This window comes from Pelosinus sp. sgz500959, from assembly GCF_042610375.1.
Lineage (GTDB): Bacteria > Bacillota > Negativicutes > DSM-13327 > DSM-13327 > CTSoil-075.
Window position 1 is genome coordinate 151,271 of record NZ_JBGJZL010000003.1, and the last position, 22,484, is coordinate 173,754.

At 39.0% G+C, this 22,484-nt stretch carries 21 protein-coding genes; 20 read left to right on the plus strand and 1 reads right to left on the minus strand.

Annotated elements, in window-relative coordinates; translation table 11 throughout:
• The first annotated feature begins 226 nt into the window (after positions 1–226).
• From ACAN52_RS05600 to ACAN52_RS05660, 13 genes are all read left to right on the plus strand, one after another.
• A complete protein-coding gene (locus ACAN52_RS05600) occupies positions 227–640 on the plus strand; it encodes a hemerythrin domain-containing protein (protein ID WP_378953376.1) in 414 nt (137 codons plus the stop codon).
• 230 nt (positions 641–870) lie between these two features.
• Positions 871–1,869: an anaerobic sulfite reductase subunit AsrA gene (asrA, locus tag ACAN52_RS05605; RefSeq protein ID WP_378953378.1), complete on the plus strand. Its 999-nt coding sequence runs from the start codon at positions 871–873 to the stop codon at positions 1,867–1,869.
• Complete coding sequence (gene asrB, locus ACAN52_RS05610) at positions 1,869–2,663, plus strand: anaerobic sulfite reductase subunit AsrB (protein ID WP_378953380.1); 795 nt, start codon at positions 1,869–1,871, stop codon at positions 2,661–2,663. The genes asrA and asrB overlap by 1 nt, the downstream gene beginning before the upstream one ends.
• Before the next feature lie 15 nt (positions 2,664–2,678).
• Positions 2,679–3,632, plus strand: coding sequence for a sulfite reductase subunit C (gene asrC / locus ACAN52_RS05615; protein WP_378953382.1), 954 nt, complete (start codon positions 2,679–2,681; stop codon positions 3,630–3,632).
• Positions 3,633–3,791: 159 nt separating this feature from the next.
• Positions 3,792–5,093: an MFS transporter gene (locus tag ACAN52_RS05620; protein ID WP_378953384.1), complete on the plus strand. Its 1,302-nt coding sequence runs from the start codon at positions 3,792–3,794 to the stop codon at positions 5,091–5,093.
• Positions 5,094–5,111: 18 nt separating this feature from the next.
• Positions 5,112–8,801, plus strand: coding sequence for a nitrate reductase subunit alpha (locus ACAN52_RS05625; RefSeq protein ID WP_378953386.1), 3,690 nt, complete (start codon positions 5,112–5,114; stop codon positions 8,799–8,801).
• The gene (gene narH / locus ACAN52_RS05630; protein ID WP_378953388.1) at positions 8,791–10,275 is read left to right on the plus strand and encodes a nitrate reductase subunit beta; all 1,485 of its coding nucleotides are present in this window, start codon (positions 8,791–8,793) and stop codon (positions 10,273–10,275) included. Before ACAN52_RS05625 ends, narH begins: the two co-directional genes overlap by 11 nt.
• A complete protein-coding gene (gene narJ, locus ACAN52_RS05635; protein ID WP_378953390.1) occupies positions 10,262–10,810 on the plus strand; it encodes a nitrate reductase molybdenum cofactor assembly chaperone in 549 nt (182 codons plus the stop codon). Before narH ends, narJ begins: the two co-directional genes overlap by 14 nt.
• Entirely contained in the window at positions 10,807–11,508 is a 702-nt protein-coding gene (gene narI / locus ACAN52_RS05640) for a respiratory nitrate reductase subunit gamma (protein WP_378953392.1), read from the plus strand. Before narJ ends, narI begins: the two co-directional genes overlap by 4 nt.
• A gap of 250 nt (positions 11,509–11,758) precedes the next feature.
• The gene (locus tag ACAN52_RS05645; RefSeq protein WP_378953394.1) at positions 11,759–12,193 is read left to right on the plus strand and encodes a GAF domain-containing protein; all 435 of its coding nucleotides are present in this window, start codon (positions 11,759–11,761) and stop codon (positions 12,191–12,193) included.
• 40 nt (positions 12,194–12,233) lie between these two features.
• Positions 12,234–12,974, plus strand: coding sequence for a sensor histidine kinase (locus ACAN52_RS05650; RefSeq protein ID WP_378953396.1), 741 nt, complete (start codon positions 12,234–12,236; stop codon positions 12,972–12,974).
• Positions 12,971–13,627, plus strand: coding sequence for a response regulator (locus ACAN52_RS05655; RefSeq protein ID WP_378953398.1), 657 nt, complete (start codon positions 12,971–12,973; stop codon positions 13,625–13,627). Before ACAN52_RS05650 ends, ACAN52_RS05655 begins: the two co-directional genes overlap by 4 nt.
• Before the next feature lie 142 nt (positions 13,628–13,769).
• Complete coding sequence (locus ACAN52_RS05660; RefSeq protein WP_378953400.1) at positions 13,770–14,039, plus strand: hypothetical protein; 270 nt, start codon at positions 13,770–13,772, stop codon at positions 14,037–14,039.
• Between the two features lie 11 nt (positions 14,040–14,050).
• Here the strand turns inward: ACAN52_RS05660 and ACAN52_RS05665 are convergent, their stop codons facing one another.
• The gene (locus ACAN52_RS05665) at positions 14,051–15,556 is read right to left on the minus strand and encodes a diguanylate cyclase (RefSeq protein WP_378953402.1); all 1,506 of its coding nucleotides are present in this window, start codon (positions 15,554–15,556) and stop codon (positions 14,051–14,053) included.
• Between the two features lie 146 nt (positions 15,557–15,702).
• Between ACAN52_RS05665 and ACAN52_RS05670 the strand changes: the two genes are divergently transcribed.
• From ACAN52_RS05670 to ACAN52_RS05700, 7 genes are all read left to right on the plus strand, one after another.
• Positions 15,703–16,011, plus strand: a complete 309-nt coding sequence (locus ACAN52_RS05670) for a hypothetical protein (protein WP_378953404.1) — start codon at positions 15,703–15,705, stop codon at positions 16,009–16,011.
• Between the two features lie 183 nt (positions 16,012–16,194).
• Positions 16,195–17,622, plus strand: coding sequence for a sodium:solute symporter family protein (locus tag ACAN52_RS05675; RefSeq protein WP_378953406.1), 1,428 nt, complete (start codon positions 16,195–16,197; stop codon positions 17,620–17,622).
• Positions 17,603–18,022, plus strand: a complete 420-nt coding sequence (locus ACAN52_RS05680; protein ID WP_378953408.1) for a HutP family protein — start codon at positions 17,603–17,605, stop codon at positions 18,020–18,022. Before ACAN52_RS05675 ends, ACAN52_RS05680 begins: the two co-directional genes overlap by 20 nt.
• Positions 18,023–18,325: 303 nt before the next feature.
• Positions 18,326–19,108 (plus strand): amino acid ABC transporter substrate-binding protein, encoded by a 783-nt coding sequence (locus tag ACAN52_RS05685; protein WP_378953410.1) that lies wholly within the window; start codon positions 18,326–18,328, stop codon positions 19,106–19,108.
• Between the two features lie 102 nt (positions 19,109–19,210).
• Positions 19,211–19,864 (plus strand): amino acid ABC transporter permease, encoded by a 654-nt coding sequence (locus ACAN52_RS05690; protein ID WP_378953412.1) that lies wholly within the window; start codon positions 19,211–19,213, stop codon positions 19,862–19,864.
• A 12-nt stretch (positions 19,865–19,876) separates the two neighbouring features.
• The gene (locus ACAN52_RS05695) at positions 19,877–20,635 is read left to right on the plus strand and encodes an amino acid ABC transporter ATP-binding protein (RefSeq protein ID WP_378953414.1); all 759 of its coding nucleotides are present in this window, start codon (positions 19,877–19,879) and stop codon (positions 20,633–20,635) included.
• Between the two features lie 125 nt (positions 20,636–20,760).
• Positions 20,761–22,479 (plus strand): ABC transporter ATP-binding protein/permease, encoded by a 1,719-nt coding sequence (locus ACAN52_RS05700; RefSeq protein ID WP_378953416.1) that lies wholly within the window; start codon positions 20,761–20,763, stop codon positions 22,477–22,479.
• The last annotated feature ends 5 nt before the right edge of the window (positions 22,480–22,484 follow it).

A 22,484-nucleotide genomic window follows, 5' to 3' on the forward strand; every position in this document is an offset into this window, starting at 1 on the left:
ATAATCATTTCTTTTCACCTATCGTGAGGATTTTAAGGAGAGTTGTGATTGTATTTACAACTCTCCTTAAAAATTAGTGGGAAAATTAATTATTTTGTCGTTTTTTAGTAGCTACTCATTGACTTTGTGATAAGAATCACAGTGTATAGTTAGACTTTGTGGTACATTTAAATCGTTAGTTGCTACGAAGGCATAGACTTATAGTAAATATAAGGAGGTTTTTCACATGGTGGATACAACAAACTTAGTAAGGCAACATCAGGAACAGTCTGATCTTATAAACAAAATCGCAGTACATAAATCGGAACAGCAAGTAAAGGATAATGCGAGTCATATTTCATTATTACTCAGCCAATTAGCTGGAAAGCTCAAAATGCATGCCATAGCAGAAGATCAGTTTCTATATCCTACTTTAATGAATCACGCAGATCCAAAGGTTAAAGCTACAGCTCAGGCATTTTATACTGAAATGGGCGGCTTAGCAAAAACATTTGAGGGTTTTAAAAATAATTTTATGACAGCAAAAACAATATCTAGTGATCCGGAAAATTTTCTTGTAGAATCAAAAAAAATTCTAAGTGCTCTTAATAACCGTATTGTAAAGGAAAATAAAGAACTTTACCCACTTTTAACTATATAGTCAATTGTTGGTGAAAAAAGTAATGTAGGGAATTCCCACGATTGATATAGGGGGTTCCCTACATTACTTTTAATTAGAAAAAGATTAAAATGAATTCAATCATAGTTTTGGAAATCAAGTATCTCATTAAGTGAAAAAAATATTTTGTTTAGGAAAGTATTTTTATTACTTAATGGAATTGATGTTGATTGAGAGGAAGATGATTAAGTTGTAGGAGAGGAGAAAAACGAATGCTAACTTATAAAATGACCATAAAAAAGTTTAATCAATATTTAGCAGACTTCAAAAAGGAGTATATTCTTTTTGCGCCAGTACTTCTTCAAGGGAAAGGAGCATTTACCAATACAAACTCTGTGAGATATCAGGAAGTTCAAAGTTTTGAAGAGATTGAATATACTCAAAAATCAGATTTTTCCATAAGGGAGATACTCACGCCTATTACCCAAACACTCTTTTATTTTAGTGAGGATAACTGGACTGAACCAAAGGTTCATGATAAAAAAGTACTATTATTTATGAGAAGTTGTGATATTCACGGGCTAAAAAGATTAGATGACATTTATCTAAAAAATGGCTGTGAAGATCCTTATTATAAAGTATTTCGTGAAAAAGTAAAAGTATGTCTTATTGAATGCCAAGAAAGTTTCGAAAACTGTTTTTGTGTCAGTATGAATACCAATGTTACGGATGAATATGACCTCTTTGTACGCCAAGAAGATGATGTTGTTTATGTTGGCATGAAGAATAGTGAACTTGCTATAATTGACGAAGAAGTGGTAGAGGTTTCGCCACGTTTTATTACAGAGAATCAAACCAAGGTATCCATTCCTGACGATTTATCAGAAGGAATGGCACAAACTGACATATGGGAAGAATATTCATCTCGCTGCATTGGCTGTGGACGATGTAGTTTTGTCTGTCCGACCTGTAGTTGCTTTTCTATGCAGGACATTTTTTATAAAGAAAATCAAAATATGGGAGAGCGAAGACGGGTATGGGCTTCCTGTATGGTCGATGGCTTTAGTGATATGGCAGGCGGTCATGCTTTTCGAAAAAAACAAGGAGAGCGTATGAGATTTAGAGTCATGCATAAGTTCCATGATTATAAAAAGCGTTTTGGTTATCACATGTGTGTCGGTTGTGGAAGATGTGATGATGCTTGTCCTGAATATATATCTATTGGGAACTGTGTGAATCGACTACATCATGTCACGGAGGAAAAGAAATAATGAGTAACGTTTATATGCCTTTTAAGTCGCGAATTATGAAAATAACTCCTCATACAGAGATTGATTATACATTTTTCATGGAATATACGGGAGATGTAAAACCAGGTCAATTTTTTGAAGTATCGATTCCCAAATATGGCGAAGCACCCATTTCTGTCAGTGAAATTGGTGAAGGGTATATCGGTCTGACCATTCGAAGAGTTGGTCTAGTGACCAATACAATTCATGAGTTACAAGAAGGCGGCGTGTTATTCTTACGAGGACCTTATGGTAATGGTTTTGATATTAACTTATACAAAGGTAAGGAAATCATTGTGGCGGCTGGTGGTACTGGTTTGGCACCAGTAAAAGGTGTTGTTGATTATTTTGCTGGACATGTTGATGAAGTGACAGCCTTTTCATTGATTGCGGGGTTCAAGTCCCCTAAGGATATTCTTTATAAAGCTGATTTTAAAAAATGGTCAGAAACAATTAAGGTCATGTTAACCGTTGATCAGTCTGATGATGAATCATATCAGGGGAATGTGGGTCTCATTACAAAATATGTACATGACATTACGATTGAAAATCCTTTGAATGTCCAGGTCATTGTTGTCGGTCCTCCGATCATGATTCGCTTTACAGTGGCAGAATTCTTAAAAAGAGGGATTATGGAAGAGAATATCTGGGTGTCATACGAAAGGAAAATGTGTTGCGGTATTGGTAAATGTGGACACTGCAAAATTGATGATACCTATATTTGTTTAGAAGGACCTGTATTTAATTATGTAAAAGCGAAGAGTCTGATCGACTAACGAAGGAGGGGCAGAATGAGCATGGATATTAATACAAAAATTTTAAAAAAGAATGCTTTTCGTATCACAAAAGAAAGAAATAAAACAGCTGTTAGAATTAGAATTCCAGGGGGAGAACTAAAGGCAAAATATCTTGAGACTATTCAATATGTGGCAGAAAATTTTGGTAATGGAACTGTTCATATCACCACTCGACAAGGTTTTGAGATCCCAGGTATTGGGATTGAGAAAATGGCAGAGGTAAATACGGTTATCCAGAATCTAATTGAAGGGCTTGACATTAATCAGACGGATTCTGGGGCAGGATATTCAGCAGCAGGGACTAGAAATATTGCAGCCTGTATTGGAAATCGGGTTTGCCAGTTTGCTAATTTTGATACCAGTGCCTTTGCTCAACGGATTGAGAAAGTAGTATTCCCTAATGATTATCATGTGAAAATTGCTCTTACAGGCTGTCCTAATGACTGTATTAAGGCCAGAATGCACGATTTTGGGATCATTGGCATGAATGAGCCTCAATATGATGCTTATCGGTGCATTGGGTGCCAAGCTTGTGTGAAAACCTGTCAAAAAAAATCAGTTGGCGCATTACGGTTTGAAAATTTCAAAGTGATCAGAGATCATCAAAAATGCATTGGTTGTGGAGAATGTGTGCTCAAGTGTCCTACGGGTGCTTGGACGAGAAGTAGGACGCCATTATATCAGCTTGTTATTATGGGAAGAACAGGCAGGAAAAACCCGAGAATTGCTCAGCTTTTTATTAAGTGGGTCAATGAAGAAAGTATTATCGGAATCATTAAAAATACTTATGACTATGTTCATGAGTATATTGACAAAGATGCGCCTGGCGGCAAAGAACATGTAGGCTACATTGTTGATCGCACTGGTTATCAGGTATTCAAAACATGGGCATTAAAAGATGTGATCTTAAACCCGGAAGCTGAAGTTGCAAACTGTATATATTGGTAGGAGTTAGATGTAACCATATTTAACGATTACTAGTTGGAATACTTATATAATATAGGGAAACTCCGCTACTCATATAGGGAGTTCCCTACATTACTTTTTATTAACAAAATATTAAAATAAATCTAACAATAAGTATTCGTATAAGAGGGGGAAAAGTCATTGTACAAATTAAAAACATGGAATCCAGAAGATCCAACTTTTTGGGAAAATGAGGGTAAAAAAATTGCTAATCGAAATTTATGGATTTCTGTCCCGGCATTATTGTTATCTTTTTCCGTATGGATGTTATGGTCGGTTGTGGCCGTTAATTTAAATAGCGCAGGGTTTACTTTTACTCCTGAACAGTTATTTAATTTAGCTGCTTTGCCTGGCTTATCTGGTGCTACTTTACGTATTTTTTATGCTTTTGTAGTGCCTATTTTTGGTGGGCGAAATTGGACAGTCATCAGTACGGCTTCATTATTAATCCCAGCTATTGGTATTGGTTATGCGGTGCAGGATACAACAACAAGTTATACTACGATGGTAATATTGGCGATATTATGTGGACTCGGTGGAGGAAATTTTGCTTCTTCTATGGGGAATATTAATTTCTTTTTTCCAAAGAGTAAGAGAGGTACAGCCCTCGGGATCAATGGAGGTCTTGGTAATCTAGGTGTTAGTGTTGTACAGTTTGTGGTGCCTTTTATTGTGACTGTAGGGGTTTTCGGTAGTATAGGAGGAGATCCTCAAGTTTTAATTAAAGATGGGGTTAGTAAAAGTATTTGGATACAAAATGCTACTTTTGTGTGGGTTATCCCCATTGTATTGACGACAATAGCTGCTTTTTTTGGTATGAACAATCTAGAGACTGCGAAAGCCTCTATTAAGGAACAGTTTGTTATTTTTAAGTGTAAACATCTGTGGATTATGAGCTTTATCTATACTGTTGCTTTTGGTTCTTTTATTGGTTATTCAGCCGTATTTCCACTCCTGATTAAATTCCAATTTCCTGGTATTGACCCCTTACAATATGCATTTCTAGGACCTTTAGTCGGTGCTCTCTCGCGTTCTGTAGGCGGATGGGCTGCTGATAAGTTTGGTGGAGCACGCGTCACCTTCTGGGATATTGTTGTTATGATTGGTGCGACTTTTGGCGTTCGTTATTTTATGGATCAGCATAATTTTATAGGTTTTTTTATGATGGCTCTACTTTTATTTGTTACGACTGGTGTAGCGAGTGGTTCAACTTTTGGTATGCTTTCGAAGATTTTCAATCCTAAGGAAGCAGCACCGGCCATTGGTTTTATTTCTGCCATTGCCGCTTATGGTGCATTCTTTGTGCCGAAAGCCTTTGGCTGGTCCATGCAGGCGACTGGTTCATCAGCGATGGCTTTATATGGATGTATTGTGACTTATTTTATTAGTATTATTGTCATTCAGTATTATTACAGTCGTAAAAATGCAGAGATGACATGTTAAATAAAGGGGGGGAAATCAATGGAGAAGAAAACTCTGCCTATATGGAAAAAACTCAATTTTTTCAAAACTAAGGAAGTGCAGCAAGCTGGCTGGAGTGAGGTCGCCCACGATGAGTGTGCTGCTGAAGCCATCTATCGTCAACGGTTCAGTCATGACAAGGTCGTCCGTACAACTCACGGCGTCAATTGTACGGGGTCCTGTAGTTGGAAGGTTTTTGTGAAAGATGGCATTATTACCTCAGAAAATCAACAGACGGATTATCCCTCAACAGGTCCTGATATGCCGGAATTTGAGCCAAGAGGTTGTCCGCGAGGTGCCAGTTTTTCTTGGTATGTGTATAGTCCTTTGAGAATTAAACATCCCTATATCCGCCGTCAGTTATTATCTTTATGGCGCGAGGCGGTGAAAAATAATCATGGTGATTTAGTAAAAGCTTGGGGCTCTATTGTCGAAGATGCTGCTAAAAGCAAACAATATAAAGAAGTGCGGGGTAAAGGTGGTCTAGTGCGCGGTGAATGGCAAGAAGTGAATCAAATCATGTCAGCCATGCTGCTCTATACGATTAGAACCTATGGACCTGATCGGATTGCTGGTTTTACACCAATTCCAGCCATGTCCATGGTTAGTTATGCTGCAGGATCTCGTTTTTTATCTCTTCTAGGCGCTCCTATGCTTAGTTTTTATGACTGGTATGCTGATTTGCCACCAGCCTCACCGCAAATTTGGGGTGAGCAGACGGATGTACCAGAGAGTAGCGATTGGTATAACGCGGGTTATATTGTCATGTGGGGCTCGAATATTCCTATGACGAGAACTCCAGATGCTCATTTTATGACGGAAGTACGCTATAAAGGCACCAAGGTAGTCGCTGTGAGTCCTGACTATGCAGAGAATGTGAAATTTGCTGACAATTGGCTGCCAGTCAATCCTGGATCAGATGCTGCGCTGGCCCAAGCAATGACCCATGTGATCTTAAAAGAATTTTATGTAGATAAACAAGAAGAATATTTTGTGAACTATGCGAAAGAGTTTACGGATATGCCTTTTTTAGTACTCATTGATAGAAATGATGATGGATATACTCCCGGCCGTTTTTTAAGGGCCAGTGACCTTGGAATGGTAGCTGCCAATGGAGAGTGGAAACCAGTGTTGTGGGATAGTGGTAAACAAGGTCCAGCCATTCCCAATGGCACCATTGGTCAACGCTGGGATGGTACGGGAAAATGGAATCTCAAAATGGAGAATGAGGCTGGTGAAGCACTGACTCCACTATTGACGCTTCTTGGTGAGGAGGATGAGCAGCTTTGTATCAGCCTTCCTGAGTTTGCCGAGGATAGTACTGGTATTGTTAAACGGGGAATCCCTGTTAAAATGATTATGAAAAATGGCAAGCTACTACGCGTGACAACGGTTTTTGATCTCATGCTCGCTCAATATGGAGTTGTACGTAAGTTGCCTGGCGATTATCCCATAAGCTATGAAGATGAACAGACCTATACACCAGGTTGGCAAGAGAAACATACCAATGTAAAAGCCGAACTCGTCATTCAAATTGCCCGAGAATTTGCTCAAAACGCTGCTGATACCAAAGGACGCTCTATGATTATAATGGGAGCAGGGATTAATCATTGGTTTAATGGAGATACCATTTACCGCGCCATCTTGAACTTAGTCATCTTAACAGGTTGTCAGGGGGTTAATGGCGGTGGCTGGGCTCATTATGTGGGACAAGAAAAGTGTCGTCCTATTGAAGGGTGGGGGACAGTGGCTTTTGCTCGTGACTGGTCTATGCCACCACGTCTCCAAAATGCAACTTCTTTCTTTTATTTTGCTACCAATCAGTGGAAATATGAAACTCACGGTATGGATACCCTAAAATCTCCAACTGCTTCGAAAAGTCGGTATCGTCACCCTGCAGACTACAACGTACTCGCTGCTCGCCTTGGTTGGATGCCTTCTTATCCTCAATTTAACGAAAATTCCCTACAGTTAAGTGCAGAGGCTGCTGAGAGTGGTGCTGAAAGCTCGGAACAAGTGATTGCTCATGTGGCCAAAAAGCTGAAAGATAAGAAAATGACTTTTGCTGTAGAAGATCCTAATCACTCTAAGAATCATCCCCGCGGCTTGTTCGTGTGGCGTTCCAATCTTATTTCTAGTTCGGGTAAGGGACATGAATATTTTCTTAAATATCTATTAGGAGCATCTCATGGTCTTCTGTCAGAGCCCAATGAGGAGATGAGACCTACGGAAGTCCAGTGGAGTGACAATCCCCCAGAAGGTAAATTAGATCTACTCGTTGATTTGGATTTTCGTATGGCGGGTACGGCTTTGTATTCCGACATTGTATTACCAGCGGCGACTTGGTATGAAAAAACCGATATCAGTAGTACAGATATGCATCCTTTTGTTCATCCTTTTAATCCAGCGATTAATCCGCCATGGGAAGCACGATCAGATTGGGATATTTTTAAAGGCCTAGCAGAAACATTTTCAGATATGGCTAAGACATATTTGCCTGAAGTACAAAAAGATATTGTAGCAGTACCTCTGATGCATGATTCACCTGGCGAAATGGCTCAGCCTTTTGGTAAGGTGCTGGATTGGCGAAAAGGAGAAGTAGAGCCAATCCCAGGCAAGACAATGCCCAATATGGTCATCGTGGAACGAGATTATAAAGAAATTTATACAAAATTTACTTCCCTTGGGCCATTGTTAGAAAAGAATCCCGTGGGTGCCCATGGTATTGCTTTTTCCGTAAAAGAGCAATATGAGGAATTGAAAAAGATAAATGGGAAAATTGAAGAACCTGGTATAGCCCAAGGACGTCCCCAAATAGCAACGGCTCGTCAAGCGGCAGAAGCTATGTTGACCTTATCCAGCGCGACCAATGGAAAGTTAGCGATGAAAGCCTGGGAAGATGCAGAAAAGAAAACAGGTATGAAGCTTAAACAAATCAGTGCTGGACGGGCTGGAGAAAAATTTACTTTTAATGATATTACAGCACAACCTCGCCAGGTGATTCCAACACCAGTCTTTACTGGTTCTAATCAGGGGGATAAGCGATATTCGCCTTTTACGACAAGTATCGATCATCGGATGCCTTTCCGTACCTTGACAGGTCGCCAACATTTCTATATTGATCATGAAATCATGATTGAGTTTGGTGAGGCTATGCCAGTTTATAAACCTACATTGTCGCCTGTTTTGTTCGCTGGCAAAGAACATAATCCGCCAGCGGAAGGTAAAGAAGTGATTCTTCGCTATCTGACTCCTCATGGTAAATGGAATATACACAGTACCTATCAAGATAATCTGCATATGCTCACTTTATTCCGCGGCGGGCCTCATGTATGGGTTAACCATCAGGATGCACTGCAAGCAGATCTGAAAGATAATGATTGGGTAGAAGTTTATAATCGTAATGGTGTCGTAGCAGCTCGCATCGTAGTAAGTCATCGTATGCCACGGGGCACTCTCTATATGTATCATGCCCAAGATCGACATATTAATGTACCTGGTTCCAAAATTACGGGTAAGCGCGGTGGTACGCATAACAGCCCTACGCGGGTACATGTTAAACCCACCCAATGTATCGGCGGTTATGCCCAACTTAGCTACGGGTTTAACTATTATGGTCCGATTGGTAATCAGCGAGATATTTACGTAGCTGTTCGCAAGTTGAAGGAGGTGTCCTGGCTTGAAGATTAAAGCACAAATCGCCATGGTCATAAATTTAGATAAGTGCATTGGCTGTCATACTTGCAGTGTGACCTGTAAAAATACTTGGACCAATCGTGAAGGTGCTGAGTATATGTGGTTTAACAATGTAGAAACCAAGCCCGGTGTAGGTTATCCCATTGAGTGGGAGAATCAGGAAAAATATAAGGGTGGCTGGGAATTAAAAAATGGTAAGTTAGAATTGAAAAACGGTGGCCGCTTGGCAAAGTTGCTCGCTAAGTTATTTCACAATCCTGATATGCCTGTCATTGATGATTATTATGAACCATGGACCTATAATTATGAAACCTTACTCAATAGCCCTACCAAAAAACATCAACCTGTAGCTCGCCCGAGATCAGTGATTACTGGAAAAAATATGGACTTAAAGTGGGGGCCAAACTGGGAAGATGATTTGGCAGGAGCGCATATTACAGGGAAAAAAGATCCTAATGTTATCAGTATGCAGGATAAAGTCAAATTTGAGTTTGAAAAAACTTTTATGGCCTATTTGCCACGAATTTGTGAACACTGTCTCAATCCTGGCTGCGTCGCATCCTGTCCCTCTGGTGCTATCTATAAGCGGGAAGATGACGGCATTGTGCTGGTTGACCAAGAGGCCTGCCGCAGTTGGCGGATGTGCATGACTGGTTGTCCCTACAAAAAAATATATTTCAACTGGCAGACTCATAAAGCGGAGAAATGTATTTTCTGCTTTCCGCGGATTGAAGCTGGTCAGCCTACTGTTTGCTCGGAAACTTGTTCCGGACGAGTTCGGTATATTGGGGTCGTACTGTATGATGCTGATAAAGTGAAAGAGGCGGCATCAACAGTCAATGAGAAGGAGTTATATCAAGCTCAACTTAATGTATTTTTAGATCCGACAGATCCAGAAGTAATTGCTAAAGCACGTCAAGATGGTATTAGTGAAGATTGGCTAGATTATGCAAAAAGATCACCCATCTATGACTTAGTCGTGCGTTATGGTGTGGCGCTCCCCCTTCATCCTGAATTTCGCACCATGCCGATGGTCTGGTATATTCCCCCACTTAGCCCCATTGTCAGCGTTGCCAAAGGGCAAGGTGTTAGCCAAAATCTATTCCCGCTCCTTGAAGATATGCGTATTCCTATGGAGTATTTGGCAAATATCTTAACGGCGGGAGATACGAAAGCTGTCAAATCGGCTCTCGGCAAGTTACTAACCATGCGTTCTTATATGCGTTCCTTGCAAATTAATAAAGCGATTGACCAAAAGGAGTTAAAGGATGCGGGCCTTACAGAAACATCGGTGAAGGCGATGTATCGTCTGCTCGCCATTGCCAAATATGAGGATCGTTTTGTCATTCCTACATCCCATCAGGAACAGTATGTAAATGTGTATAAAGAGCAAGGTAACTGTGGTTATTGTCTTCCTCAGAGACCTTCGTCTTGTGGTGATGGAGGTGATGATTGTGGTACCTCTTGATAAAAAAAACTTCACATTATTATCTTCCCTATTTGCCTATCCTGCCCATCCTTGGCTTGATATTGACGAGTTACGCCAACTTGTGAATGAATCTAAGTATTTGCTTATTCGAGATCATGTACAGGTTTTTTTAGACTCTATAAAAGAGCGGTCTTTAGAACAGTTAGCAGAACAATATGTCATGACCTTTGATTTTAGCGAGAATAGTAACCTAGATCTTACTTCTCTGCTTTGCCCCGATGATCGAAAGCGGGGTCTAGTGCTCGCAAATCTGAAAAGTATTTATCACCAAGCTCAGCTTGATGTGGATTCTAATGAACTGCCAGATTATCTGCCTATGGTCCTTGAATTTTTATCCGTGGCAGATTTGGACTCAAGTAAAGAAGTCTTAAGTATAGTGGGGCCTGGTATGGAAAAGCTATGGGAACAGCTAAAAAACATTGCCAGTCCTTATGCTGGACTACTTGAAGCTTGTTTAGTATCCACGACATCTATGAGGTGTTCACAAATACCTGCTACTGGAGGTGTATCATGAATTTTGGCGAACAATTTTTATGGGTCATTTACCCTTATGTAGCGCTCACTATTTTTATCGTGGGACACATTTATCGCTACAATACAGATCAGTTAGGTTGGACAGCCAGATCCAGTGAACTTTTAGAAAAAAAGAGCTTACAATGGGGGAGCCTATTATTTCATGGGGGTATTTTGGCTGTTGTTGGTGGTCATGTATCTGGGCTTTTGATTCCAAAAGCTTGGTTTGAGGCCATTGGGGTTACGGAACATATGTATCACATGGCTGCCGTTTATGGCGGGGGACCAGCAGGATTACTCACCTTAGCAGGTATCTTGATTTTGACCCTGAGACGTTTTGGTAATGATCGGGTATATGCGGCAAGTAGTTTGGCTGATTTTGTCGTTGTGGTTTTAGTCTTGGCAGAAGTCATACTCGGGCTAGCAAGTACGGCAACTAATGTGTTTGGTTCTACTGGTTTTGATTATCGGGCGACCATTGCACCTTGGTTTAGAGGGTTATTATTCTTGCAGCCTGATGCTCATTTTATGCATAGTGTGCCGCTATTCTTCAAAATGCATGTGTTGATGGGGTTTGCTATTTTTGCAGTATGGCCTTTCACACGTCTAGTCCATGTTTGGAGTATGCCTATTGAGTATATCAATAGACCCTATATTCACTATGTTAGCCGTAAGGTAAAAGGTAAATCAATTCATTAATTAATGGAGGGACAATTTCTGATTTATTTCGAGATTGTCCTTCTTTCTATCATTCCTTTTTCTTTACTTTAGAGCAGCACCTATGCTAAATTGAAAATAAAGAAGACTAACATTCAGGTGGAATTTTCATTCCAATTGAATCTTAGTCACCCTTGTTTAGAGACTTAGCCGCTTTTAACTCTTATTAAAAAATAGGAGTCTGATAGGGACTTGGTCATCGGATAAATTTAGATCGTTAGGGAGAAATTTTATGGATAAAATGCAATCGGTAATCAATCAATGCCTAGAAGAGCTACGGCTGCAAACGGGTGCTGATTTTTCGGCTTTTGCTTGTCAAGAGCCAAATGAAGCAATCATTCGCTGGAAATATGCGGCAGGTAATCGTAATGAACGTTTTCGACGTATTGTACTACGCCCTGGTAAAGGCATTGCTGGCAAAGTATTACTGTCAGGAAGGCTCATGATATTAGAAAATTACGAACCAAAACAACATGATGATCCGCGAGAATATCCGATTTTATATGCGGAAGAATTAAAGTCAGCCTTAGGAGTCCCTGTTATTATTCAGGACCGAGTCAAAGGCGTAGTACTCATTGGTTACCGCAGTGGTTGTATCATTGAGGAAGAAGTCCTTACTTTCACTAAACAAGTAGCAGAAAAAGTAGCAATTTTGCTAAATCCTTAAAAGATGAAGTAGAGAATGAGGATAATAGGAGAATATCAGGATGAGAGAAAAGACACTGACTTCTTTATCAGAAGTGATTTTTCAAGACCTGTCAGAGGGAGAAAAACAAGAGTATCATAGCTTTCAAAAAGTAATGACAAGCTACATTCTGCAGGCGCAAGAAGAAGAACGAAAGCGAGTATCAAGAGAGCTGCATGACGGGGTAGGGCAAACGATTTACAGCATGATTGTTGGACTTAATATGATTGAACAACTTCCTTTAAGCGATGACCTTCGTGAGCACTTTATCCTTGTGAAAGAAATGGCAACTCAAGCCTTAAACGAAGTTCGTCATATTGCAGTTGAACTGAGACCTTGTTCACTTGATGATTGGGGAATATTACCGGCACTTCGTTCTTTTATCAAACAGTTTGAGCAGACTTATGGTATTGTAACAGTACTTCGCGCTACTGGCGAAGAGCGCCGCTATTCGTCCAAAATTGAAACTACTCTCTATCGCATTTGCCAAGAGGCCATGATTAATGCCGCTAAATATGCAAATATTGATCAGTTATCAGTAGAGTTTTATGAGCAGAATCAACAGTTACATTTGGTTGTAGCAGATCAAGGGCGTGGTTTTGATTTGCAAAACATTGAAATAAAAGGGACTGGACTCGGGCTGTATGGAATGAGGGAAAGAGCAACCCTCATTCGTGGTACCTTGCTTATTCATTCTGTCCCTGGTCATGGTACAAAGATCAAGGTCTGCATTCCGTTAGAGGATGAGGTGGATAACACATGATTACTATTCTCATTGCTGATGATCATGCTGTGGTTCGCTCAGGACTTGCGATGTTGATCAATTCACAACAAGATATGGAAGTCGTAGGTGTGGCCGCAGATGGGCGGGAAGCAGTAGAACTGGCTGTGAAACTGCTTCCCGAGGTCGTGGTCATGGATTTGCGGATGCCTCCTGGCGAAAATGGCTTGGTGGCAACGGCTCGTTTACAGGAACTAGCGCCACAAATTAATGTACTGATTTTAACGATGCATGATGATGAAGAATATTTGTTTCAAGCCTTAAAAGTGGGTGCCACTGGGTATATTTTAAAAAATGCCCCTGATTTTGATTTAATTAAAGCTATCCGTACTGTAAATCAGGGTGAACCCTATTTATATCCTTCCGCAACGAAGTCTTTGATCGGTGATTTTTTGCGTCGCAAAAATAAGAGTGCTGAATTTGAATCTCTTGCTTTATTAACAGAAAGAGAGCAACAAACCTTACGATTAGTAGCCATGGGTTATGGAAACAAAGAGATTGCCGAGAAACTATGCCTTTCAGTTAAGACCGTTGAGTCTTATAAATCTAAAATTATGGAAAAATTACAGCTGAAAACAAGGCCAGAACTGGTGCGATATGCAATGAAGAAAGGGCTGCTGGATTTAGAAGGATAAAATCTGTCTGCAAGAAAAAATGATATTATTCTAAGAGTATACCTATAAATTTGACGAATGAAGAGGATATGTTACAATAAAATTAGATCTATAATAAACATAATCAAGTTTTTTCTAAAATTTATAATGAGGTGATCGAATAATGGAAGTTTTAAATATCCAAGCAGTTATTGACATTCTTAATCAGTTAGCAAATAGCTCTCCACTAGATGATGAAATGATCGATGAAGCAATTGACGCACTGGAGAGTATGAAGAGTGCTATTGATGTTGAAGATGATGAATTCATCGATAAAATTGATGAAATGCAAGATTATCTTCAATATTTACTAACTGGCGAAGAATCTTCACTAGAAGAAGTGCAGGAAGAATTATCTAATATGATGAATGTGTTACGAAATTACTTAAAATAATCGTGAATTTCTTAGATGTTTCCTTGATGCTCTGTGACTTTATTTTTAGTTTCTTTACTTATATAAAGGGCTTTATCAACCAACACGAGTAGTTCATCGATGGAATCAGCATTTTCAGGATAGTTTACAATGCCAATACTAACCGTGCAACCTCGTAATCTTTTTTCGGATTTTCGGCGTATTTCTTCGGCAAAGGTTATCATATTTTCAGGAGAAACATTGCGTAAAATAATTGAAAATTCGTCTCCGCCAAATCGAAATACAGATCGACTTCCTACTACAGATATTGCAATTTGAGTAAATTCTTTTAAGACGTCATCTCCTATTAAATGCCCCTGCGTATCATTTAATTGTTTAAAATTATCAAGATCTAATAGCATTAATCCTAGAGAGTGCAATGTGTAAGTTTGGATTTCTTTATTCAGCAGTTCTAAGATGTTGTCAAAAGCTCTGCGGTTATACGCTCCAGTCAATCCATCAATGTCGGCGGCTCCTTTTAATGTAAGATGAACTTCTTCAAGTTGATGGATGGTATCATTATATACCTGAATCATTTCATGGAATTCAGCGGTATAACGATGTAAAGGAATTTTTTTGTACTTTCCATCTTTTATTGAACTGAATGCTTTAATAACGCTGTCAAGAGGTCTTGTAGAGCGTTGTACAGCCGATGCGCCAATCATAATCACTAAAATAACTGTCAAAATTGTAATGATTAAGATTTGATAAAGCATCATGCTACGAAATTCTGTGATTGCAGAAGCTGGAGTATGTATAGAAAGAAGCCAGTTCAATTCGTGAACATTTCGATAACCAACATAATATTCATGCCCTAAAAAATTTTTCATGATAAATGCGCCCATCAAATCGTCAGAAGAATCAGCGGTTTCATCTTTCTGTCCAATCTGATTTTTGTCAGGATGATAAACGATGGTTCCATGTCTATCGCTAATTTGTATGAAGCCGTCACGTCCAAAAGATTGATCACCAAACAAGGATGATAGATTATTTTCATGTAACCAGACGCTTCCAACAACCACCCCTGAAACTTCATTATTTTCTATAATGGGGGTTGCGATAGCGACAACTTGACGACCGCGGGTGCTTATAAAGACATCACTGATATAAGTTTCGCCTTGTATGGCGTGCTGAAAATATTCCCTTTGTGATAAATTCATTGAAGAATTGATCTCAGCTCCGCTACCGAGCAGAATATTTCCTTCTAAATCAAGTATGAAGATAGCGTTAATTTCAGGAATGATTGCATTTGTTTTATCAAGAATCTCTTGATTTGCTCTAAGGCTAGGATCATTTGCAATTTTTTTTACTAAATGTTCGATATTTTTAACATAGGCAGAGAGAGAGAGACCTAAATTATCTGCAGCTTTTTCATTAATCGTTAATAACAAAGAATCTGTTGTTGAACGAAAAAAACGGTCAAAGGCAACAAACTGAATTGTGCTACTAATAATAATCAATATACTAAGTAAAAGTGTAAATTTAAATAAAAAACGCATTTGAGTCACTCAACTTTCGACAATTAGTATCACTAAAGACTATTTTCTGCTTAATCATATAATCTCCTCCTATTGAAGAAGAGATATTTATACTCGATAAGAAAAAGACGAATCATAAAATAAATTTCAGAGAGTGAGGGTAATATATGCCTATAAAAGATGGGTTAGAGCAAATTGAGGGAATAATTCGTAGTCTTAAACATAGTCAGCGTGAGGAAAGGTTATCACTACATGGGACAATTCTTACAATCCTTAGTCAGATTGATAAAGTTGAGCAAGAAAACCCTGTTCCTAATTACAAAATCTATAAAAATGATTTGTTAACAAGTGTTGAATTTTTATGTGAGTTAGATGGTGGTGATCCACAAGAAGGCGAACATATTGGACGGTCATTATTAGCGGTACGTAAGATGGCATCCTATAGTTGCTTTAACGTCAATCATCATTATATTTGATCTAAAAGTATCCTTAAAGTTTGACATATTCCCGCCATCTCTGGTACTATTGATGTGTAGCATTGTAGTAGAATCCTAGGTCTTATGGTAGGATGGCAATTTGAGTAAAGTGAGCACTCCTAGATTCGGGGGTGCTTTTATTAATTTTGCCATGGAGAAAGTGTAGAAAGGTAGGAAGGAAAAATGAGTATTCAATTTTGGATTATTATTTTGTACATTTGTGTTTTATTTGGAATTAGTATTTATGTAAAACGTCGTACGGAAAGCAGTAGCGGTTTTTTATTTGCAGGACGTAAGTTGAGCACTACCTTAGTAGCAGCTAATATTGCAGGTACGGCCATTGGAGCAGCGGCTACGATTGGAGTTGCCGAAAATGCTTTTCAATCGGGTATTGCGGCAGGATGGTATAATGTGGCCTGGGCTGCTGGAGCCGTTTTAATGGCAATGGTAGCAGCTGGTAAATATCGTGAAATGAATTGCACGACGATACCAGAATTATTTGAACGTTACTACGACCGCAAAGGGCGGGCCATTGCTGTAATCGGTATGATCACCATTCAATTGGTTATTACATCTCTTCAGTATCTGGCAGGTGGAGCCATATTATCATCCTTGTTGCCAGAGATCTTCTCTTTTCAAGGGGGAATGGTGACAAGTGCGATTGTGTTTATTGGTACTACGATTCTTGGAGGCTTATGGTCTTCAGGTTTGTCAAATATTTTGAGTGTCAGTTTAATTTATATTGGAGTTTTGATTAGTACAGTTACCATTGTCAATGATCAAGGTGGTATCAGTGCTATCGCAGCTTCTTTGCCGCCTACAGTCGATTGGTTTGGACCTGTTGGTGGACTGGGGCTCGCTACGATTATCGGTTGGATTGTTGTGATGATGACTCAGGCTATTACGGCCCAAGGGCCAGTACAGGTTGCTTGTGCCGCCATTGATGCTAAAACAGCACGTAAAGGTTTCCTATGGGGTGCGCTCTTAATGCTGCCGATTGGTTTTTTGTGTGCCATTATGGGGGTTGCTGCCCGGGCTGCACATCCGACAATGAAGGCGACCATGGCTCTTCCTCAAATGATTATGGGACTCGATCCGGTTATATCGGGATTAACGTTAGCTGCACTTTGGGCAGCAGATGTTTCGACGGCTTGTCATATTTTGCTGGGGGCAGGAACTTTATTTTCCCAGGATATCTATAAAAGGTTTATTAATCCAACGATGAGTGATAAACGATATACTCTTGTCAATCGTTATGCCGTTCTAGGTCTAGGGATTGGGACTTTATGGCTTGCTTTTAATGCTGCAGGGATTGTTAAGACGATGCTAATTGGTCTAAGTCTAACGACTGCTTTTACCTTAGTATTTTTATTTACTATGTTTGCACCTACTCTTTGTCGACGTAATTCAGCTTTTTATACCACACTTGCTGGTATGGTGGCCTTGTTGGTATGGCAGGTATTCCCTGGGGTTCAGATTTTTGCTCATCCAATTTATATGGAATGGATTGTATGTTTAATCACCTTCTTTGTTGTTGCCATTGTTGATAAAGAAAAGATTACAGTTGTTGATAAACAGGAGGCTATGCAAAGTGGAGTTTACGAGTGTTGATGTAGGCAGGGCTGCCTTGTCTATGGCGATTAGTGAGGATCGACAGGAAGAGCAGGATATTCGTAAAAAATTAAGTGCTCGCGGTATTTACGCTACGGCAGTCGACTTTGGTGGTGAATATATCATTTCTGTGAAAAAAATTATTGAAAGAGCTGTTGTGGCTGCTCAGCGTCAAGGATTAGTCAGCGCTAATCATATTGGCGAAGGAGCGGTGGCAGGTGCTACTCATGCGGCATTAGAGCAAATTACACCGAAAGCCGTTGGGCTTAATGTTGGTGGAAAAATCGGGCTGGCGCGTTATGGTGAACATCTTTGTGTTGCCATTTATTTTGGGGTGGGTGTACTCAATCTCAATGAAGTTGCCATTGGTTTGGCCCATCGATCATTGCCGGCAGAATAATCGATCATGAACGATGGTCTGCAGTCTCTTGCAATAAGAGATTTCAGGCCATCTTTTTACGTAATCAGAAAATATAACACTTTATCTTCTTATCATTCATCGTGCAAAGAATGATACACTCTGTAAGGACAACTTGTTTATTGGATAAATGAAATAACGCAAATAAGTGAGTTTAACAGAGAAATCTTAAGAAATATAATTTAAAGTCGTATAAATGTACTAATTTAATGCTTTTAAATTTTAGTGTACTAAAGTATAATAGTATTTGCGAGTTTAAACTATATTTGAGTGGAGGATTTACATATGAAGAGAATCGTTTCATTAGTATTGTTACTTATGATGGTTGGTATGGTTCTAACAGGCTGTGGTAGCAGTGCTACAAAAGCACCTGTACAGAAAAAAATCGTGATAGGGCTAGATGATAGTTTCCCACCAATGGGTTTTCGTGATGAAAAGAATAACATTGTTGGTTTTGACATTGATATGGCTCGGGAAGCTAGTAAAAGATTAGGGATGGAAGTTGAGTTTAAACCGATTGATTGGGGCAGTAAAGAAGCTGAGCTTAATGGTAAACGAATTGATGCCTTATGGAACGGAATGAATATTACGGAAAAGCGCAAAGAAAATATGCTGTTTAGCGAACCTTATATGGATGGTAAACAATTAATTTTCCTTCCTAAAGGATCCACAATTAAAAGTCTTGATGATCTAAAAGGAAAAATCATTGGTCTTCAAAGTGCGAGTACGGCCGATGAAATCATTGAAGCAAATGCAGAGATGAAAGCTTCTTTTAAAGAAGTTAGAAAATATGGGGATTGTATTGCAGCATTTATGGATCTTAAAACAGGTCGTGTTGATGCAGTGATAACAGATGAAATTTTTGGCCGTTATTATATATCCAAAAATCCAGATACTTTTATCGTATTGGATAAAGTTGTTGGTGAGGTTGGTATATTAGGGATAGGTTTCCGTAAAGATGATAAAGAACTTCGTGATAAAGTGCAAAAGGCTCTTGATGAAATGAAAAAAGATGGAACATCAGGTAAAATTTCCAAACAATGGTTTGGCGCAGATATAATTAAGTAGTAGATAGAGGCTGATGGTGATTTGCCATCAGCCTCTCAATTTCCTAGATTAGTATGATAAAATTGACTTTATGCCCGAAGGCAAAAAAAGAGGTGAAAATCAATGGAGAAAATAATCCCAATGCTTGCTCCCATGTTAGAGGGGGCTAATGTAACTCTACAAATGTTTTTTATTACGTTGCTACTTTCATTACCATTAGGCTTGTTGCTGGCTTTGGCGCGTATGTCAAAATATAAACCTTTAAGTTTTTTAGTTGAAACATATATATGGCTTATGCGCGGAACGCCTCTTATGCTTCAGCTCTTATTCGTATATTATGCACTGCCCTTAATCCCTTATATTGGTATTACTTTATCAGATTCTTCAGCAGCCATTGTTGCTTTTGTTTGTAATTATGCAGCTTATTTTGCAGAAATTTTCCGTGGTGGAATTCAGTCCATTGAACGAGGACAATATGAAGCAAGTAAGGTTTTGGGTATGACCTATGTACAGACAATGCGACGAATCATCCTTCCTCAGATGATCAAGCGAGTCTTGCCGCCGATCAGTAATGAAACGATTACATTAGTAAAAGATACATCACTCATCTATGTTTTAGCAATGAATGATTTACTCAGAACGGCACGTACTATTGTACAACGAGAATTTGATATGACACCTTTTTTCATTGCTGCTGTTTTTTATTTAGGGATGACACTGGTGCTGACATGGATGTTTAACAAACTTGAACAACGTTATGCGGCATATGATGAGTAGGAGTGAATGTTTATGAATATGATACGTTTAAAAAATATCCACAAAAGCTTTAATCACCTTGAAGTACTAAAAGGTATTAGCCTTGAAGTAGCTCAAGGTGAAGTGGTAGCCATCATCGGTCCTTCAGGTTCAGGTAAAAGTACCTTGCTGCGCTGCTTAAATCGCCTTGAGACCATTGATCGAGGAACCATCTATATTGAAGATGAAGTCTTAGCGAGTGAAGGGGCAGATGGACGAAGTCAATATGTTCATGAAAACAAAGCGCGGGAAATTTGTTGTAAGATGGGGATGGTATTTCAACAATTTAATCTATTCCCTCATATGACAGTGATTGATAACATTATTGAAGCACCCATCATGGTCAAAGGGATTAAGAAGGACGTTATTATTCCTGAAGCGGAAGAGTTACTTCGCAAAGTTGGTTTATTTGAGAAAAGGAATAGTTATCCATCAAGATTATCTGGAGGACAGCAGCAACGGGTTGCTATTGCCCGTGCTCTAGCTATGAAGCCTGATATTATGTTATTTGATGAGCCCACGTCAGCTCTTGATCCTGAATTAACAGGAGAAGTGCTAAAAGCCATGCGTCAACTTGCTCAAGAACATATGACAATGATTGTCGTCACTCATGAGATGGCCTTTGCTCGTGAAGTAGCCCAGCGTGTTATTTTTATGGATAATGGCGATATCGTTGAAGAGGGGCCGCCAGAACAAATTTTTACTCAGCCAACGCAGACGCGTACTCAAGCTTTTTTGAAGAGTATGTTATAAAGAATTGCCTCTTAGGATATTTCCTAAGGGGCAATTTTCCATATTCGTAAAAGGATTTTTACAATCTGTATAGAAAATGAAAGAGATTAAAGAAAATAATGATAAAGGATTAAGGAAAGGACGTAATGATGAAAATAGTGAACCGTGAGTTTATTGAAGGGTTATGGCAGATTGCCAAAGGTTATTGGAATTCAGAAGAAAAATGGCGAGCAAGACTGCTTCTTGGTGTCATTGTAAGTTTGAATTTAAGCCATGTTTACATATTAGTTTTGCTCAATGAATGGAATAATACATTTTATAATACGTTACAAAATTATGACAAAGATGGTTTTGTAAGTGCCCTTGGGACTTTTTCCATACTCGCTACTTTTTATATTATTGTAGCTGTTTATGAGCTGTATATGCAGCAATTACTTGAAATTAAATGGCGCCGTTGGCTTACGAAGGAGTATTTGCAAAATTGGTTGCATAAACGATCTTATTATCAAATGCAACTACTAAATCATAGTGCTGATAATCCTGATCAGCGAATTAGTGAAGATTTGAAGTTATTTGTAAACTTATCCTTACGTCTTTCTCTTGGTCTTTTAAAGGCTACTGTTACTCTATGCTCTTTTGTAGTTATATTATGGAATCTTTCTGGTGCTTTGTCGCTGCCATTTGGGGATCATGAAATATCCATTCCAGGTTATATGGTTTGGGTTGCCATTTTATATTCTGCTATTGGTACGTGGTTGACTACTAAAATTGGACAACCTCTTGTTGGGCTTAATTTTACACAACAACGTTATGAAGCAGATTTTCGTTTTAGTCTTATGCGCCTACGGGAAAATAGTGAAAGTGTTGCTCTTTATGGTGGTGAACAACAAGAACAAGTTCATTTATTGACACGCTTTCATATGGTGGTTCATAATTTTAAAGAACTCATGTTAAGGCAAAAGAAGTTGACATGGTTTACATCTGGATATTCACAAATTGCCATTATTTTTCCACTTTTAGTTGCGGCACCACGTTATTTTAGCAATCAAATTCCTTTGGGTGGTTTGATTCAGACTTCATCAGCTTTTGGCCGTGTACAAGATGCATTGTCTTTTTTTGTAGATAGTTACTCTTTGTTCGCTGAATGGCAGGCTGTCATTAATCGTTTGGTCGGTTTTAGAAACAGTATGAAGGCTGCTCAGAACATTTCAAATCAAGAATCCATTAGAGTCACTTATCGTCCTGAAACATCCGTTGCTGTATTACAATTAGAAATGGCTCTGCCTAATGGTCAACAGCTACTAGACAATTTGAATTTAACAATTAATCCGGGAGATTCATTATTAATTATGGGACCATCTGGTTGTGGAAAAAGTACTCTTATGCGGACTCTAGCTGGTATTTGGCCTTTTGGACAAGGGAGTATCACTCTTCCAGAAGGAGAAAGTTTGTTGTTTTTACCACAAAAATCCTATTTGCCCCTTGGTACCTTACGGGAATCTGTACTATATCCCTATAAAGCAGATTTTACAACGGATGAGAATATTCGTAGAGTGATGAAATTGTGTAAGTTAGATGACTTTGTCAATAAATTGGATGATACCGAGGATTGGTCGCATATTCTTTCTTTGGGTGAACAACAAAAAATAGCATTTGTCAGGGCAATCCTCCAAGAACCCAATTGGTTATTTCTTGATGAGGCAACTTCAGCGATTGACGAATCTACAGAGGCTGAATTATATAAACTAGTACAAACCCATCTTAAGAAAACAGCAATGATTAGTGTTGGTCATCGACATACCTTGATTAATTATCATAAACGGAAATTGGTCATTAATAGCATAGGGAATTGGTCTCTTAATTAATAAAT